13 protein-coding genes are annotated in these 15,103 nt (G+C 59.9%); 8 read left to right on the forward strand and 5 right to left on the reverse strand.

Features of this window, described 5'->3' with window-relative positions; translation table 11 throughout:
* Nucleotides 1-19 precede the first annotated feature (19 nt).
* Both LVD08_RS15740 and cysS read left to right on the forward strand, forming a co-directional pair.
* On the forward strand, nucleotides 20-1,720 hold the full coding sequence (locus tag LVD08_RS15740) for a glutamine--tRNA ligase/YqeY domain fusion protein (RefSeq protein ID WP_047291683.1): 1,701 nt from the start codon (nucleotides 20-22) through the stop codon (nucleotides 1,718-1,720).
* 22 nt (nucleotides 1,721-1,742) lie between these two features.
* Nucleotides 1,743-3,125 carry a cysteine--tRNA ligase gene (gene cysS, locus LVD08_RS15745; protein ID WP_128614803.1) on the forward strand — a complete coding sequence of 461 codons (1,383 nt, stop codon included), beginning with the start codon at nucleotides 1,743-1,745 and terminating at the stop codon, nucleotides 3,123-3,125.
* Nucleotides 3,126-3,330: 205 nt separating this feature from the next.
* On the opposite strand, the gene LVD08_RS15750 is transcribed toward cysS, so the two are convergent.
* On the reverse strand, nucleotides 3,331-5,178 hold the full coding sequence (locus LVD08_RS15750) for a sigma-54-dependent Fis family transcriptional regulator (protein WP_247268600.1): 1,848 nt from the start codon (nucleotides 5,176-5,178) through the stop codon (nucleotides 3,331-3,333).
* A gap of 381 nt (nucleotides 5,179-5,559) precedes the next feature.
* Here LVD08_RS15750 and LVD08_RS15755 point away from each other — a divergent pair, with 381 nt between their 5' ends.
* The 6 genes from LVD08_RS15755 to LVD08_RS15780 are packed head-to-tail and all read left to right on the forward strand — an operon-like array spanning nucleotide 5,560 to nucleotide 11,510.
* Entirely contained in the window at nucleotides 5,560-6,654 is a 1,095-nt protein-coding gene (locus LVD08_RS15755) for an ABC transporter ATP-binding protein (protein ID WP_247268601.1), read from the forward strand.
* Entirely contained in the window at nucleotides 6,654-7,763 is a 1,110-nt protein-coding gene (locus tag LVD08_RS15760; RefSeq protein WP_247268602.1) for an ABC transporter ATP-binding protein, read from the forward strand. The genes LVD08_RS15755 and LVD08_RS15760 overlap by 1 nt, the downstream gene beginning before the upstream one ends.
* Nucleotides 7,760-8,626, forward strand: a complete 867-nt coding sequence (locus tag LVD08_RS15765) for a carbohydrate ABC transporter permease (protein WP_007961995.1) — start codon at nucleotides 7,760-7,762, stop codon at nucleotides 8,624-8,626. The genes LVD08_RS15760 and LVD08_RS15765 overlap by 4 nt, the downstream gene beginning before the upstream one ends.
* Nucleotides 8,627-8,636: 10 nt before the next feature.
* Entirely contained in the window at nucleotides 8,637-9,437 is an 801-nt protein-coding gene (locus LVD08_RS15770; RefSeq protein WP_247268603.1) for a carbohydrate ABC transporter permease, read from the forward strand.
* 10 nt (nucleotides 9,438-9,447) lie between these two features.
* Complete coding sequence (locus tag LVD08_RS15775) at nucleotides 9,448-9,720, forward strand: DUF2160 domain-containing protein (protein WP_027614647.1); 273 nt, start codon at nucleotides 9,448-9,450, stop codon at nucleotides 9,718-9,720.
* Between the two features lie 47 nt (nucleotides 9,721-9,767).
* Complete coding sequence (locus LVD08_RS15780) at nucleotides 9,768-11,510, forward strand: ABC transporter substrate-binding protein (RefSeq protein ID WP_247268604.1); 1,743 nt, start codon at nucleotides 9,768-9,770, stop codon at nucleotides 11,508-11,510.
* Between the two features lie 365 nt (nucleotides 11,511-11,875).
* On the opposite strand, the gene LVD08_RS15785 is transcribed toward LVD08_RS15780, so the two are convergent.
* The 4 genes from LVD08_RS15785 to LVD08_RS15800 form a co-directional block, all read right to left on the reverse strand.
* The gene (locus LVD08_RS15785; protein ID WP_115990193.1) at nucleotides 11,876-12,253 is read right to left on the reverse strand and encodes a type II toxin-antitoxin system VapC family toxin; all 378 of its coding nucleotides are present in this window, start codon (nucleotides 12,251-12,253) and stop codon (nucleotides 11,876-11,878) included.
* Nucleotides 12,250-12,588 carry a type II toxin-antitoxin system Phd/YefM family antitoxin gene (locus LVD08_RS15790; protein WP_247268678.1) on the reverse strand — a complete coding sequence of 113 codons (339 nt, stop codon included), beginning with the start codon at nucleotides 12,586-12,588 and terminating at the stop codon, nucleotides 12,250-12,252. The genes LVD08_RS15785 and LVD08_RS15790 overlap by 4 nt, the downstream gene beginning before the upstream one ends.
* Before the next feature lie 400 nt (nucleotides 12,589-12,988).
* Complete coding sequence (locus tag LVD08_RS15795) at nucleotides 12,989-14,422, reverse strand: heavy metal sensor histidine kinase (protein ID WP_247268605.1); 1,434 nt, start codon at nucleotides 14,420-14,422, stop codon at nucleotides 12,989-12,991.
* Nucleotides 14,419-15,093, reverse strand: coding sequence for a heavy metal response regulator transcription factor (locus tag LVD08_RS15800; protein WP_027614650.1), 675 nt, complete (start codon nucleotides 15,091-15,093; stop codon nucleotides 14,419-14,421). The genes LVD08_RS15795 and LVD08_RS15800 overlap by 4 nt, the downstream gene beginning before the upstream one ends.
* Nucleotides 15,094-15,103 lie beyond the last annotated feature (10 nt).

A 15,103-nucleotide genomic window follows, 5' to 3' on the forward strand; every position in this document is an offset into this window, starting at 1 on the left:
CATGTAAGTCAAGGATCCTATGAGCAAGCCCACTGTCGACCCTACCTCGAATGCCAAGTCCGGCCCTGCCGTGCCGGTCAATTTCCTGCGGCCGATCATCCAGGCAGACCTGGACTCGGGCAAGCACACCCAGATCGTCACCCGTTTTCCGCCTGAGCCCAACGGCTACCTGCACATCGGCCACGCCAAGTCGATCTGCGTGAACTTCGGCCTGGCCCAGGAGTTCGGCGGCGTCACGCACCTGCGTTTCGACGACACCAACCCGGCCAAGGAAGACCAGGAATACATCGACGCGATCGAATCCGACGTCAAATGGCTGGGCTTCGAGTGGTCCGGCGAAGTGCGCTACGCCTCGCAGTATTTCGACCAGTTGCACGACTGGGCGGTCGAGCTGATCAAGGCCGGCAAGGCTTACGTCGACGACCTGACCCCTGAGCAGGCCAAGGAATACCGTGGCAGCCTGACCGAGCCGGGCAAGAACAGCCCGTTCCGCGACCGTTCGGTGGAAGAGAACCTCGACTGGTTCGCGCGCATGCGTGCCGGTGAGTTCCCGGATGGCGCCCGTGTGCTGCGCGCGAAGATCGACATGGCCTCGCCGAACATGAACCTGCGCGACCCGATCATGTACCGCATCCGCCACGCCCATCACCACCAGACCGGTGACAAGTGGTGCATCTACCCGAACTATGACTTCACCCACGGTCAGTCGGACGCCATCGAAGGCATCACCCACTCGATCTGCACCCTGGAATTCGAAAGCCATCGTCCGCTGTACGAGTGGTTCCTGGAAAACCTGCCGGTGCCGGCCAACCCGCGTCAGTACGAGTTCAGCCGCCTGAACCTGAACTACACCATCACCAGCAAGCGCAAGCTCAAGCAACTGGTCGATGAAAAGCACGTCAATGGCTGGGACGACCCGCGCATGTCGACGCTGTCCGGCTTCCGTCGCCGTGGCTACACGCCGGCGTCGATCCGCAACTTCTGCGACATGATCGGCACCAACCGGTCCGACGGCGTGGTCGATTTCGGCATGCTCGAGTTCAGCATCCGTCAGGACCTGGACGCCAACGCGCCGCGCGCCATGTGCGTGCTGCGTCCGTTGAAAGTCGTGATCACCAATTACCCGGAAGGTCAGGTCGAAAACCTCGAACTGCCGCGTCATCCGCAGAAAGAAGAACTCGGCGTGCGCCAGCTGCCGTTCGCCCGTGAGATCTACATCGACCGCGATGACTTCATGGAAGAACCGCCAAAGGGCTACAAGCGCCTGGAGCCGAACGGCGAAGTGCGTCTGCGTGGCAGCTACGTGATCCGTGCCGACGAAGCGATCAAGGACGCCGACGGCAACATCGTCGAGCTGCGTTGCTCGTACGACCCGGACACCCTCGGCAAGAACCCTGAAGGCCGCAAGGTCAAAGGCGTGATCCACTGGGTGCCGGCCGCTGCCAGCATCGAGTGCGAAGTGCGTCTGTACGATCGCCTGTTCCGTTCTCCGAACCCGGAGAAGGCCGAAGACAGCGCGAGTTTCCTCGACAACATCAACCCTGACTCACTGCAAGTGCTGACCGGTTGTCGTGCTGAGCCATCGCTTGGCAATGCACAGCCGGAAGACCGTTTCCAGTTCGAGCGCGAAGGCTACTTCGTCGCCGACATCAAGGACTCGAAACCAGGTCAGCCGGTATTCAACCGTACCGTGACCCTGCGTGATTCGTGGGGCCAGTGATTTAGCGTCAAGGAAATATAAAGTGCTGACGATCTACAACACGCTCACCAAGAGCAAAGAAGTCTTCAAGCCGCTGGATGGCAACAAGGTGCGCATGTACGTGTGCGGCATGACCGTGTACGACTACTGCCACCTCGGCCACGGCCGCAGCATGGTCGCGTTCGACCTGGTGACCCGCTGGTTGCGGTTCAGCGGTTACGACCTGACCTACGTGCGCAACATCACCGACATCGACGACAAGATCATCAATCGTGCCCGCGAGAACGGTGAGTCTTTCGACGCGCTGACCGAACGCATGATCGCCGCGATGCACGAAGACGAAGCGCGCCTGAACATCAAGAAGCCGGACATGGAGCCGCGCGCCACGGATCACATTCCGGGCATGCACGCGATGATCCAGACCCTGATCGACAAGGGCTTCGCCTACGCCCCGGGCAATGGCGACGTGTACTACCGCGTCGCCAAGTTCATGGGCTACGGCAAGCTGTCGCGCAAGAAGATCGAAGACCTGCGCATCGGTGCACGCATCGAAGTCGACGAGTCGAAAGAAGACCCGCTGGACTTCGTCCTGTGGAAAGCCGCCAAACCGGGCGAGCCGAGCTGGGAATCGCCGTGGGGCGCCGGGCGTCCGGGCTGGCACATCGAGTGCTCGGTGATGTCCACCTGCTGCCTCGGTGAAACCTTCGACATTCATGGCGGCGGCAGTGACCTCGAATTCCCGCACCACGAAAACGAAATCGCCCAGAGCGAAGCGGCCACCGGCAAGACCTACGCCAACGCGTGGATGCATTGCGGCATGATCCGTATCAATGGCGAGAAGATGTCCAAGTCCTTGAACAACTTCTTCACCATTCGTGACGTGCTCGACAAGTACCACCCGGAAGTCGTGCGTTACCTGCTGGTGTCGAGCCACTACCGCAGCGCGATCAACTACTCGGAAGACAACCTCAAGGACGCCAAGGGCGCACTCGAGCGTTTCTACCACGCGTTGAAAGGCCTGCCGAGCGTTGCTCCGGCTGGCGGCGAAGCCTTCGTCGAGCGTTTCACCACGGTGATGAACGACGACTTCGGCACGCCGGAAGCCTGCGCGGTGCTGTTCGAGATGGTGCGTGAGATCAACCGTCTGCGCGAGAGCGATCTCGACGCGGCGGCCGGTCTGGCGGCACGTCTGAAAGAACTGGCGAGCGTGTTGGGTGTGTTGCAGCTGGAAGCCGATGACTTCCTGCAAGCGGGCGCCGAAGGGCGTGTCGATGCCGCTGAAGTCGACGCGCTGATTGCTGCACGTCTGGCGGCACGCGCCGGCAAAGACTGGGCCGAATCCGACCGCATCCGCGACCAGCTCACCGCCATGGGCGTGGTGCTGGAAGACGGCAAGGGCGGTACGACCTGGCGTCTGGCTGACTGATTGCCTGATCCGCTTTAAAAACAAAACCCGCCGTGTGCGGGTTTTTGTTTTTGGGGGACGCTGTGGTTTTTGTGGTGACGGGACTGGCGCCTTCGCGAGCAAGCCCGCTCCCACACGGGTCATCGGTTACGCCACCAATCCTGAGTCGGTCGCAAACCCCTGTGGGAGCGGGCTTGCTCGCGAAGAGGCCCACAAGGCCGACGCATCATTCAGCCTGACGCAAGCGCTTGTACAGGGTATTACGGCTCACCCCAAGCCTGCGTGCCAGATGCGAAATATTCCCCCCGGCTGCTTTCAACTCCCGGTTCAACGCTTCCACATCATTCAGATCCAGCCCCAGCGGCTGCACGCTCTCCACCGGCTCCATCTCCAGGTCGACAAAAAAGTCATCCGGCAAATGCTCCGGCCGCACCGGCTGTTCCTCGGCCATCGCCAGCGCCACCTGCATCACGCTGCTGACCTGACGCAGATTACCCGGCCACGGGTGCCGCTCGAACAGCTCCAGCACTTCGCGGCTGAGCCCGGCCCATTGCGTCGGTTCACGATGCTGCTCCCACAAGCGTTTGAACAGCGCCTCTTTATCACTGCGCTCTCTGAGCGGTGGCAACTCCAGGGTCAAACCGCCAATTCGGTAGTACAAGTCCTCACGAAATCGGCCCAATTGCACTTGCTCGCGTAAAGAGCGGTTGGTCGCCGAGATGATCCGCAGATCCACCGCGAACAATTCGCTGCTGCCTACCGGTTGCACGCAACGCTCCTGCAATACCCGCAACAACCGCGCCTGAGTGGGCAGCGGCATGTCGCCGATTTCGTCGAGGAAGAGAGTGCCTTTGTCGGCTTTGCGGATCAGGCCGATGCTGCCTTTCTGGTTGGCGCCGGTGAACGCGCCTTTTTCATAGCCGAACAGTTCTGATTCCACCAGTTCGGCGGGGATCGCCGCGCAGTTGACGGCGATAAATGCCTGTTTGCTGCGCGAGCTGGCCTGGTGCAGGGCTTTGACGAAGACTTCCTTGCCGACCCCGGTTTCGCCGTGGATCAGCAGTGGGATGTCTTTCTCCAGCAGGCGTTCGGCCTGACGCACGGCTTTTTCCACCCGGCTGTCACCGAAGTGCAGGGTGCTGAGGCTGATGGCGCCCGCGGGTTTGAGCGACTTTTCGGCGCTTTTCGGTTCAGCAAATACCCGAGGCTGAACCGCTGCCTGTTGCGGGCGCTTCAGCAAACACTGAAAACGGTTGCGCCCGGAGGTCTGCAGGGCGAACGGCAATCCATCCGGCTGATTGATCAACTCCAGCAGCGACACGTTGAACAGGCTCTCGACACTGACCCGCGACAGGCGCACGCCGAGCAGATTGTCGGCGCGACGATTGGCCGACAGCACTTGACCGCTCTCGTCGAAAATCAACAAACCAGCCCACTGACTGTCGAGGTTGTTCAACCCGGTGTTGAACGTCAGTTGAAAGTGCTGGCCGTGGAACAGGTTGAGGATCAGCCGGTTCTCCACGGTCTGGCTCATCATCTTGACCATGCCCAGCGTGTGCGAGGGCGGCAGGTAACTGTCGCTGGACACGTCGAGCACGGCGATAACCTTGCGCTCGGCATCGAAAATCGGCGCGGCGGAACCGGTCATGAAACGGTTGGCTTTGAGAAAGTGTTCATCGTGCTCGATGTGCACCGCCTGTTCGCAGGCCAGCGCGGTGCCGATCGCATTGGTGCCACTGCAGCGTTCCATCCAGCTCGCCCCGGCGCTAAACCCTCGGGCCAGGTTCGGCTCGATAAAGCGCTGAGTGCCCCACGAGGTCAGCACCTGACCCTGATGGTCGGCGAGCATGATCAGGCAATTGGAGTTGCTGAGGATGTTCTCGTAGTACGGCAGCACTTCCTGATGGGTGGTCTGCACCAGCGCGTGGTGACGGTCGAGCAGCTGCGCGATCCCGGCGGCGGGCAATTGATCGAAGGCCGGGGCGCTCTGGTGGTCAAGGCCGAAGGCGCGGCAACGTTGCCAGGAGGTCTGGACAATAGCGTCGTGGGACAGCGGCGGGGCAGGTGCGGCCATGGTGGTGGGCCTCTGAAGGGCATTTTATTGTTGTTATGGCACTGCTTTCAAAACCAACACAGATCAAAACTGTGGGAGCGGGCTTGCTCGCGAAAGCGGTATATCAGACACATTTACATCGACTGACACACCGCCTTCGCGAGCAAGCCCGCTCCCACATTGGATTTTCATCGTTCACAGAATTTGGGCAAAAGGCGTTCATAGAGTGTTGTTCACTATTGTTCATTGTCAATCGCCCAACTGTTCAAATGTGTTCAGCAATGAACGCCCGATCCCCGCGTTTTCAGCCCTTTTCACGACAAATCAACCACTTGCCATTTCTGGCACGAATGTCGCTCTGCTGCACAGGTCGCTTGACTCCAATAATAAAAAGGCCGAGCCATGTCACTCACCCTGGAGCACGTCAGCCGCACCGTCGAGGGCCAGACCTGGATCGACGATGCCTGCCTGAAATTCGAACCCGGATCTTTCAACGTTCTGCTCGGCCGCACGCTGTCCGGCAAGACCAGCCTGATGCGCCTGATGGCAGGCCTGGACAAGCCCGACAGCGGCCGGATCCTGATGAACGGCGTCGACGTCACCCAGCGCCCGGTACGTCTGCGCAACGTGTCGATGGTCTATCAGCAGTTCATCAATTACCCGACCATGACCGTGTTCGAGAACATCGCCTCGCCGCTGCGTCAGGCCGGTGTTTCCAAAGAAATCATCCAAAGCAAAGTGCTGGAAACCGCGAAGATGCTGCGCATCGAGAAGTTCCTGCAGCGCTATCCGCTGGAGCTGTCCGGCGGTCAGCAGCAGCGCACGGCGATGGCCCGGGCGCTGGTCAAGGACGCCGAGCTGATCCTGTTCGACGAGCCACTGGTCAACCTCGACTACAAGCTGCGCGAAGAACTGCGCCAGGAAATGCGCGAGCTGTTCAAACTGCGCCACACCATTGCGATCTACGCCACCACCGAACCCAACGAAGCGTTGGCGCTGGGCGGCACCACGACGATTCTGCACGAGGGCCGGGTGATCCAGAGCGGCCCGTCGACTTCGGTTTACCACCAGCCGCAAACCGTGCTGGCGGCGGAGCTGTTTTCCGAACCGCCGATCAACCTGATGCCGGGGCGCATCGCCGGCAACGAGGTCAGCTTCGCCAATTTCGTGCACTTTCCGCTGAACGTCGACCTGCGTCCTGTAGGCGAGGGCGAGTTTCGCTTTGGCGTGCGCCCCAGCCATATCTCGCTGGTGCCGAGCAACGATGACGATCTGGAACTGGCGGTCACCGTCGAAGTGGCGGAGATCAGCGGTTCGGAAACCTTCCTGCACGTGCGCAACGAGCATTTCCTGCTGGTGCTGCACCTGCCGGGGGTTCACGAATACGACGTTGATGCGCCGATCCGCATTTACATCCCGACCCACAAACTGTTCGTGTTTGATGCGCAGGGCCGTCTGGTGCAGGCACCGGGTCAACGTGTCGCGAGGGTTGCCTGATGGCCGAAATTCGTTTGCAGCACCTCGCCCACAGCTACAACAAAGCCCCGAGCGGGCCTGACGATTACGCGATCCGCGAGATGGACCACATCTGGGAGCAGGGCGGCGCGTATGCCTTGCTCGGCCCTTCGGGTTGCGGCAAATCGACCTTGCTCAACATCATTTCCGGTCTGCTCAGCCCCTCGCAAGGGCATGTGCTGTTCGATGGCAAAGCGGTCAACGACCTGACCCCGGAGAAGCGCAACATCGCTCAGGTGTTCCAGTTCCCGGTGGTCTACGACACCATGACCGTGTTCGACAACCTGGCCTTCCCCCTGCGCAATCAGGGCATGGCCGAGGCGAAAGTGCACAGCAAGGTGCAGGAAATCGCCGAAGTCCTCGACCTGCAAAACCTGCTGAGCAAGAAAGCGCGCAACCTCACCGCTGACGAAAAACAGAAAGTCTCCATGGGCCGTGGCCTGGTGCGTGACGACGTCTCGGCGATTCTCTTCGACGAGCCGCTGACGGTGATCGACCCGCATCTGAAATGGAAGCTGCGACGCAAGCTCAAGCAGATCCACGAGCAGTTCAACATCACCATGGTCTACGTCACCCACGATCAGCTCGAAGCCTCGACCTTCGCCGACAAGATCGCCGTGATGTACGGCGGGCAGATCGTGCAGTTCGGCACGCCACGGGAATTGTTCGAGCGGCCGAGCCACACCTTTGTCGGCTACTTCATCGGCAGCCCGGGGATGAACCTGATCGAGGTGCAGCCGCAGCCGGGCGGGGTCGGTTTCGCTTCAACGCATTTGCCACTGTCCGACGCCTTGCAACGGCATATCGAACACGGTCAGTGGAAAAATCTGAAGGTCGGCATCCGTCCCGAGTTCATCCATGTCTGGGACGAGCCGTTTGACGAGGCGATGCAGGCGCGGGTGGTACACGTCGAGGACCTTGGCACCTACAAGATTCTCACCCTCGACCTCGATGGTGCGCCGCTGAAGGTGCGTCTGGCCGAAGACAAACCGGTGCCGCAGGGCACGGCATATATCAGTTTTCCGGCGCAGTGGCTGATGGTCTATGCCGATGAGTTTCTGCTCGAAGCCGACGACGAGGTGCAGCCATGAACAAGGTACAGAACAACAAGGCCTGGTGGCTGGTGTTGCCGGTGTTCCTGCTGGTGGCGTTCAGTGCGGTGATCCCGATGATGACCGTGGTCAACTACTCGGTGCAGGACATCTTCGACCAGTCCAGCCGCTACTTTGTCGGCGCCGACTGGTACAAGCAGGTGCTGCTCGACCCGCGTCTGCATGACTCGCTGCTGCGCCAATTCATCTACTCGGCCTGCGTGCTGTTGATCGAAATTCCGTTGGGTATCGCCGTCGCCCTGACGATGCCGACCAAGGGCCGCTGGTCGTCAGTGGTGCTGATCATCCTGGCGATTCCGCTGCTGATCCCATGGAACGTGGTCGGCACCATCTGGCAGATCTTCGGCCGTGCCGACATCGGCCTGCTCGGTTCGAGCCTGAATGCGCTGGGCATCAGCTACAACTACGCGGCCAACACCATGGACGCCTGGGTCACGGTGCTGGTGATGGACGTCTGGCACTGGACTTCGCTGGTGGCGTTGCTGTGTTTCTCCGGGCTGCGGGCGATTCCCGATGTGTATTACCAGGCGGCGCGGATCGACCGCGCCTCGGCCTGGGCAGTGTTCCGCCATATTCAGTTGCCGAAGCTGAAAAGCGTGCTGCTGATCGCGGTGATGCTGCGCTTCATGGACAGTTTCATGATCTACACCGAGCCATTCGTGCTCACGGGCGGCGGGCCGGGCAATGCCACGACTTTCCTCAGTCAGACCTTGACCCAAATGGCGGTCGGCCAATTCGATCTGGGGCCGGCGGCGGCGTTTTCGCTGGTGTACTTCCTGATCATCCTGCTGGTCTCGTGGCTGTTCTACACCGCCATGACCCATTCCGACGCCAATCGCTGAGGGCCCGGCCATGAGCAAGAGAAAGCTGATTCCGTTGCTGGTGTACATCCTGTTCCTGCTGGTGCCGATCTACTGGCTGTTGAACATGTCGTTCAAGAGCAACACCGAAATTCTCGGCGGGTTGACCCTGTTCCCCCAGGATTTCACCTGGCACAACTACAAGGTGATTTTCACCGATCCGAGCTGGTACACCGGTTATCTCAATTCCCTGTATTACGTCAGCCTGAACACGGTGATCTCGCTGAGTGTGGCGCTGCCAGCGGCGTATGCGTTTTCGCGCTATCGCTTCCTTGGCGACAAGCACCTGTTCTTCTGGCTGCTGACCAACCGCATGGCGCCAACGGCGGTGTTTCTGTTGCCGTTCTTTCAGTTGTATTCGTCGATCGGGCTGTTCGACACGCACATCGCCGTGGCCTTGGCGCACTGCCTGTTCAACGTGCCGCTGGCGGTGTGGATTCTTGAAGGCTTCATGTCCGGGGTGCCCAAGGAAATCGACGAAACCGCGTACATCGACGGCTACAGCTTTCCCAAGTTCTTCGTGAAGATTTTCATCCCGCTGATCGGCTCGGGCATCGGCGTCACGGCGTTTTTCTGCTTCATGTTTTCCTGGGTCGAACTGCTGCTGGCGCGCACGCTGACCTCGGTGAATGCCAAGCCGATTGCCGCGGTGATGACCCGCACGGTTTCGGCCTCGGGCATCGACTGGGGCGTGCTGGCGGCGGCGGGGGTGTTGACCATCCTCCCGGGGATGCTGGTGATCTGGTTTGTTCGCAACCACGTGGCCAAGGGCTTTGCCCTCGGTCGGGTCTGAGGAACGCATGATGGAATGGATGAGCTGGACCACCCCCACGGCGGGGTTCTTTATCGCCATCGGCCTGTTGCTGGTGGGCATGACCACCTGGGAATTGCGCTCGCCAAGCATCCTGCGACGCGGTTTTCTGCCGATTGCCACCACCCGTGGCGATCGCTTGTTCATCGGTCTTCTCGGCAGCGCCTACCTGCATCTGCTGGTAATCGGCGTCACCGACTGGAGCATCTGGGTAGCGTCCGCGCTGTCTCTGGTGTGGCTGTTGGTTGTGATGCGCTGGGGCTAGTCGAGTCGCTCGGCAATCGTGCTCCGTAACTCAAACTGGAGGTCTCTATGTTCGACAAAAACAATAAGCTGCGACATAGCATTTCATTGGCAGCCATGCTGGCACTCAGCGGTTTGAGCGCATCTGCCTGGGCCGATGCCTACGAAGACGCGGCGAAAAAATGGATCGGCAGTGAATTCAAGCCGTCGACCCTGACGGCGGATCAGCAGCTCGAAGAATTGAAGTGGTTCATCAAGGCCGCCGAGCCGTTTCGCGGCATGGACATCAAGGTTGTTTCCGAGACCCTGACCACCCACGAATACGAGTCCAAGGTGCTGGCCAAGGCGTTCACCGAAATCACCGGGATCAAGCTCACCCACGACCTGCTGCAAGAAGGCGACGTGGTGGAAAAAATGCAGACGGTGATGCAGTCGGACAAGAACATCTACGACGGCTGGGTCAACGACTCGGACCTGATCGGTACGCACTTTCGCTACGGCAAGACCGAATCGATCACCGACCTGATGGCCAACGAGGGCAAGAACTTCACCTCGCCGACCCTCGACATCAAGGACTTCATCGGCATCTCGTTCACCACCGCACCGGACGGCAAGATTTATCAGTTGCCCGATCAGCAGTTCGCCAACTTGTACTGGTTCCGCGCCGACTGGTTCGAACGCGCGGACTTGAAAGCCAAATTCAAGGAAAAGTACGGCTACGAATTGGGCGTGCCGGTGAACTGGTCGGCCTATGAAGATATCGCCAAATTCTTCAGCGAAGACGTCAAGGAAATCGACGGTAAACGCGTCTACGGCCACATGGACTACGGCAAGAAAGACCCGTCGCTGGGCTGGCGCTTCACCGACGCGTGGTTCTCCATGGCCGGTGGCGGCGACAAGGGCCTGCCCAACGGCTTGCCGGTGGACGAGTGGGGGATTCGCGTCGAGGACTGCCATCCGGTTGGTTCCAGTGTGACCCGCGGCGGCGACACCAACGGCCCGGCGGCGGTGTTCGCCACGCAGAAATACGTCGACTGGCTCAAGGCCTACGCGCCACCGGAAGCGGCGGGCATGACCTTCTCCGAGTCGGGACCGGTGCCGTCGCAGGGCAATATCGCCCAGCAGATCTTCTGGTACACCGCGTTCACCGCCGACATGACGAAACCGGGCCTGCCGGTGGTCAACGCCGACGGCACGCCGAAATGGCGCATGGCGCCGTCGCCGCGCGGGCCGTATTGGGAGGAGGGCATGAAGCTCGGCTATCAGGACGTGGGTTCGTGGACGTTCATGAAGTCCACGCCTGAGAAACAGAAACTCGCGGCGTGGCTGTACGCGCAATTCGTCACCTCGAAAACCGTGTCGCTGAAGAAAACCATCGTCGGCCTGACGCCGATCCGCGAGTCGGATATCAACTCGCAGGCGATGACCGATCTGGCGCCGAAACTCGGTGGCCTGGTCGAGTTCTACCGCAGCCCGGCCCGCGTGCAATGGACCCCGACCGGCACCAACGTGCCGGACTATCCGCGCCTGGCGCAATTGTGGTGGAGCCACATCGCCGAAGCGGCCAGCGGCGAGAAGACTCCGCAACAGGCGCTGGACGGCCTGGCCAAGGATCAGGACGCGATCATGACCCGCCTCGAACGCTCCAAGGCCCAAGCGGTGTGCGCCCCGAAAATGAACCCGGAACGCGACGCGCAATACTGGTTCGACCAACCGGGCGCACCAAAACCGAAACTGGCCAACGAGAAGCCGCAGGGCGAGACCGTGAGCTACAACGAACTGCTGAAATCGTGGGCGGATGCGCGTAAGTAATAGCTGAAATGTGAAAGGCGAACGGCACCGGAAGGTGCCGTTTGTTTTGTTGCCCGATCTACCGTAATCGCTTGCAGGCAAGCTCCCACAGGTTTTCTTGTTGTTCACAGACCCCAAAAACACCCCGATCCCTGTAGGAGCTGCCGCAGGCTGCGATCTTTTGCTCCTGATCTTCAAAGGCCAAGGCAAAAGATCGTAGCCTGCGGCAGCTCCTGCAGGACATCGGTCAATGCAAGCTTCATTTTTGAATTTCTTCAAAGATATCAAGCATGGGGTCAGGCCCGGGTACACCCGGATTCACTGTGTGGCTTGATGGTTGGCCTGGCAGCCAGCATTGATGTGTGACGGTGCTAGATGTGTCTTGATCAGACCAGAACAGCCAGATCGGTGTACCGAGCAACCAGAGCATCAGCCGTAAGTAACTTCATCGGTTCGGTCATCGCTGTGGCCACGATAATGCGGTCAAACGGATCGCGATGATGGTGCTCAAGATCCTTCACGGCGATGGCGTGCTCTGCAGTCACTGGCAGTTCGATAAAACCACTGTCGAGACAATATTGGCGGACTTCTTCCAGATCAATATTCAGCTTGCCGAGCCCGACCTTGATCGCCATTTCCCAGAAGGTGGCGGCGCTGATGTAGATTTCGGCGGCGTTCTCAATCAATTTTCTGGCTTTGCCGGACAGTCTGGCGTCATCACTGAGCGTCCAGAGCAAAACGTGCGTGTCGAGCAGAAGTCTCATGCTTGAGTGCCCTCAAATGCATCAAGCATGTCATCGGGCAGTGGTGAGTCGAAATCGTCGGGCGACAACAGTTTGCCTTTCATTGCGCCAATACGTTGAGCACTGGATTTTCCTACGGGAACGAGACGGGCCATCGCCCGGCCATGCTTGGCAATCGTGATGACTTGGCCGGCAGCGGCATCATCGACGAGTTTGGATAAATTGTTTTTGGCTTCAGCCAGCGGAACGATGATCATCAGCTCACCCCTGTATTCTGGACAAATATAGCCAGAATATTTCAGTGCTGCCAATCCGTAGACTTCTTCAGCCCATTCGCAAACGATGTCCCTGTTCATTTTTTGCCTCTCATCGGTATCCATCTGCCAGGGCCTCCACCTTAGTGCTATCTACTCAAAACCGGCTGTAGGACAAGACGGAGGTTGCGGCGAGAGCTTTCGGCGTTTGCGCGGGGATGGCAGTAAGTTGGTAAAAAATCGTACAAAAAATATCGACTGGCCCGCCGCCATCGCTGGCAAGCCAGCTCCCACAGGTTTCAGTGGTGCCCACCAAACCCAAAAACACCCCGATCACTGTAGGAGCTGCCGCAGGCTGCGATCTTTTGCTCCTGATCTTCAAAGGCCAAGGCAAAAGATCGCAGCCTGCGACAGCTCCTACAGGACATCGGTCAATGCCAGCTTCATGCTTGAGTTTCTTCAAAGGTATCAAGCATGGCGTCGAGCCCGGGTTCACCGCGACTTACTGTGGGAGCTTGCCTGCAAGCGATGGGGCCGTGGATGTCGCCGCAGGAAAACCGAGGCGGAATACGGTCATGACGCCGGGCAAGCTCTTCACCTCCGCCACGCCCTGATGCAGGCTCATGATCGAGCGCACGATTGCCAGTCCCAGCCCGGTGCTGCCCTGTGAACGCGAGCGGGCGCTGTCGACGCGGTAGAAGCGGTCGAACAGGTGCGGCAGGTGTTGCGCCTCGATGCCGGCACCGGGGTTGCTCACCAGCAGTGAAGCCTGCGTTGCGCCTTGCTCGATCAGCAAGGTGATGGTTTTACCGTTCGGGCAATGGCGCAGCGCGTTGGATAGCAGATTGGAAATCGCCCGCTGGATCATCAGCCGATCGCCCAACACCGATGCGCTGCCAACAACATTCAAATGAATCTGCTTGTCCTGCGCCGCCAGCGAAAACATCTCCGCAACCTTCGCCGCTTCCGCCTCCAGCGCCACCGCTTCAAACGGCGCCAGTGCCGACGGATGACTGACCTGCGCGAGAAACAGCATGTCCGAGACAATCCGCGCCACGCGTTCCAGCTCCTCGGTACACGACACCAGCACGTCCTGGTATTCCTCACTCGTGCGCTCGCGAGACAGCGTCACCTGGGCCTTGCCCATCAGGTTGTTGATCGGCGTGCGCAACTCATGCGCCAGGTCATCGGAGAACTGTGACAACTGCTGCACCCCGGCATCCAGTCGATGCAGCATGAAGTTGATGCCCTGCGCCAGTTCGCTCAACTCCTGCGGCATGTTCACCACCGACAGCCGATGCTCCAGATCCTGCGTCGAGACCATCGCCGCCACTTTGCGAAACTCGCGCAGCGGCGCCAATCCACGCTGCACCGCGCCCCACGCCGTCAGGCCGATGAACACCAGCAACAGCGGCAAGGCAATCAGCGTCGAGCGCAGATAGGCGCTGAGCAGCGCCTGGTCATGCGCGTTGTCCATCGACAGCAGCACCGGCACGCTGCTGCCGTCCTTGAGCCGAATCAGCTTCGACGCGGTAAGGAACTTCGCGCCCTCGTCATCGCTGCTGTCGCTATAGGCCAATTGTTCGGTGGTGGTTCGCACTGCGCGCAATTCGGCGCGTGGATCCTTGAGTCCCGAGCCGGATTTGAGCAGCGGCGTACGCAGGTTCGAACGGTCATAAATCGTCAGCGTCAGGTTGTCATGGCCCATGACCTGATCAAGCAGAATGTGCGGCTTGCCACTGACTTCGTTGGCGTCGACATACAGCGACAGGCTGTGCTCCACCTGCGCCATCTTCTTTTGCAGGCTGTCGCGGGACAGTGCATTCAGCTCATGGGTCAGGGCGAAATAGGCGAGGATCGCCAGAAACACCACCAACAGCGCGCCGAGAATACTCACGGTCAAACCGAGGCGCATCGACAGGCTGGCCGGCTTCATTCCCGCGCCTCCAGCACGTAGCCGACACCGCGCAGGGTGTGGATCAGCTTGTTGTCGAACGGGTCATCGATCTTCGCCCGCAAGCGCCGGATCGACACTTCGACCACGTTGGTGTCGCAGTCGAAATTCATGTCCCACACCAGCGAGATGATCTGTGTACGGGTCAACACCTCGCCGGACTGGCGCATCAGCAAGTGCAGCAGGGCGAATTCCTTGGTGGTCAGGTCGATGCGCTGCGCACCCCGAAACGCCCGATGCCGGCCCGGATCCAGCTCCAGATCGGCGACTTTCAACACCTGTGGCACTGGGATGTTTTCGCTGCGGCGCATCAGGGTGCGCACCCGCGCCAGCAGTTCGGGAAACTCGAACGGCTTGACCAGATAGTCGTCTGCGCCCAGGTCCAGACCGCGAATCTTGTCCGCCAACCGCCCGCGCGCGGTGAGCATCATCACTCGCGTCGAGTGGGTGCGGCGCAGTTGTTCCAGCACGCCCCAACCGTCCAGTTCCGGCAAGTTCACGTCGAGAATGATCAGGTCATAGGCCTGCTGTTGCGCCAGATGCAATCCATCGGCACCGGTGGCGGCGTGATCAACGATATAACCACTTTCGGTCAAACCCTGATGCAAGTATTCGGCAGCTTTAAGCTCGTCCTCAACGACAAGGATTCGCATGATCTATCAC

This window comes from Pseudomonas sp. YL2, assembly GCF_023063025.1.
GTDB lineage: Bacteria > Pseudomonadota > Gammaproteobacteria > Pseudomonadales > Pseudomonadaceae > Aquipseudomonas > Aquipseudomonas putida_A.

Excerpts from the sequence above, each read along its gene's own strand:
- LVD08_RS15765 (WP_007961995.1), top strand. The coding sequence starts at position 7,760 with ATGAACAAGGTACAGAACAACAAGGCCTGGTGGCTGGTGTTGCCGGTG.
- LVD08_RS15750 (WP_247268600.1), bottom strand. The coding sequence starts at position 5,178 with ATGGCCGCACCTGCCCCGCCGCTGTCCCACGACGCTATTGTCCAGACC.
- LVD08_RS15755 (WP_247268601.1), top strand. The coding sequence starts at position 5,560 with ATGTCACTCACCCTGGAGCACGTCAGCCGCACCGTCGAGGGCCAGACC.
- LVD08_RS15785 (WP_115990193.1), bottom strand. The coding sequence starts at position 12,253 with ATGAGACTTCTGCTCGACACGCACGTTTTGCTCTGGACGCTCAGTGAT.
- LVD08_RS15780 (WP_247268604.1), top strand. The coding sequence starts at position 9,768 with ATGTTCGACAAAAACAATAAGCTGCGACATAGCATTTCATTGGCAGCC.
- LVD08_RS15790 (WP_247268678.1), bottom strand. The coding sequence starts at position 12,588 with ATGAACAGGGACATCGTTTGCGAATGGGCTGAAGAAGTCTACGGATTG.
- LVD08_RS15800 (WP_027614650.1), bottom strand. The coding sequence starts at position 15,093 with ATGCGAATCCTTGTCGTTGAGGACGAGCTTAAAGCTGCCGAATACTTG.
- LVD08_RS15775 (WP_027614647.1), top strand. The coding sequence starts at position 9,448 with ATGGAATGGATGAGCTGGACCACCCCCACGGCGGGGTTCTTTATCGCC.
- LVD08_RS15740 (WP_047291683.1), top strand. The coding sequence starts at position 20 with ATGAGCAAGCCCACTGTCGACCCTACCTCGAATGCCAAGTCCGGCCCT.
- LVD08_RS15770 (WP_247268603.1), top strand. The coding sequence starts at position 8,637 with ATGAGCAAGAGAAAGCTGATTCCGTTGCTGGTGTACATCCTGTTCCTG.
- LVD08_RS15760 (WP_247268602.1), top strand. The coding sequence starts at position 6,654 with ATGGCCGAAATTCGTTTGCAGCACCTCGCCCACAGCTACAACAAAGCC.
- LVD08_RS15795 (WP_247268605.1), bottom strand. The coding sequence starts at position 14,422 with ATGAAGCCGGCCAGCCTGTCGATGCGCCTCGGTTTGACCGTGAGTATT.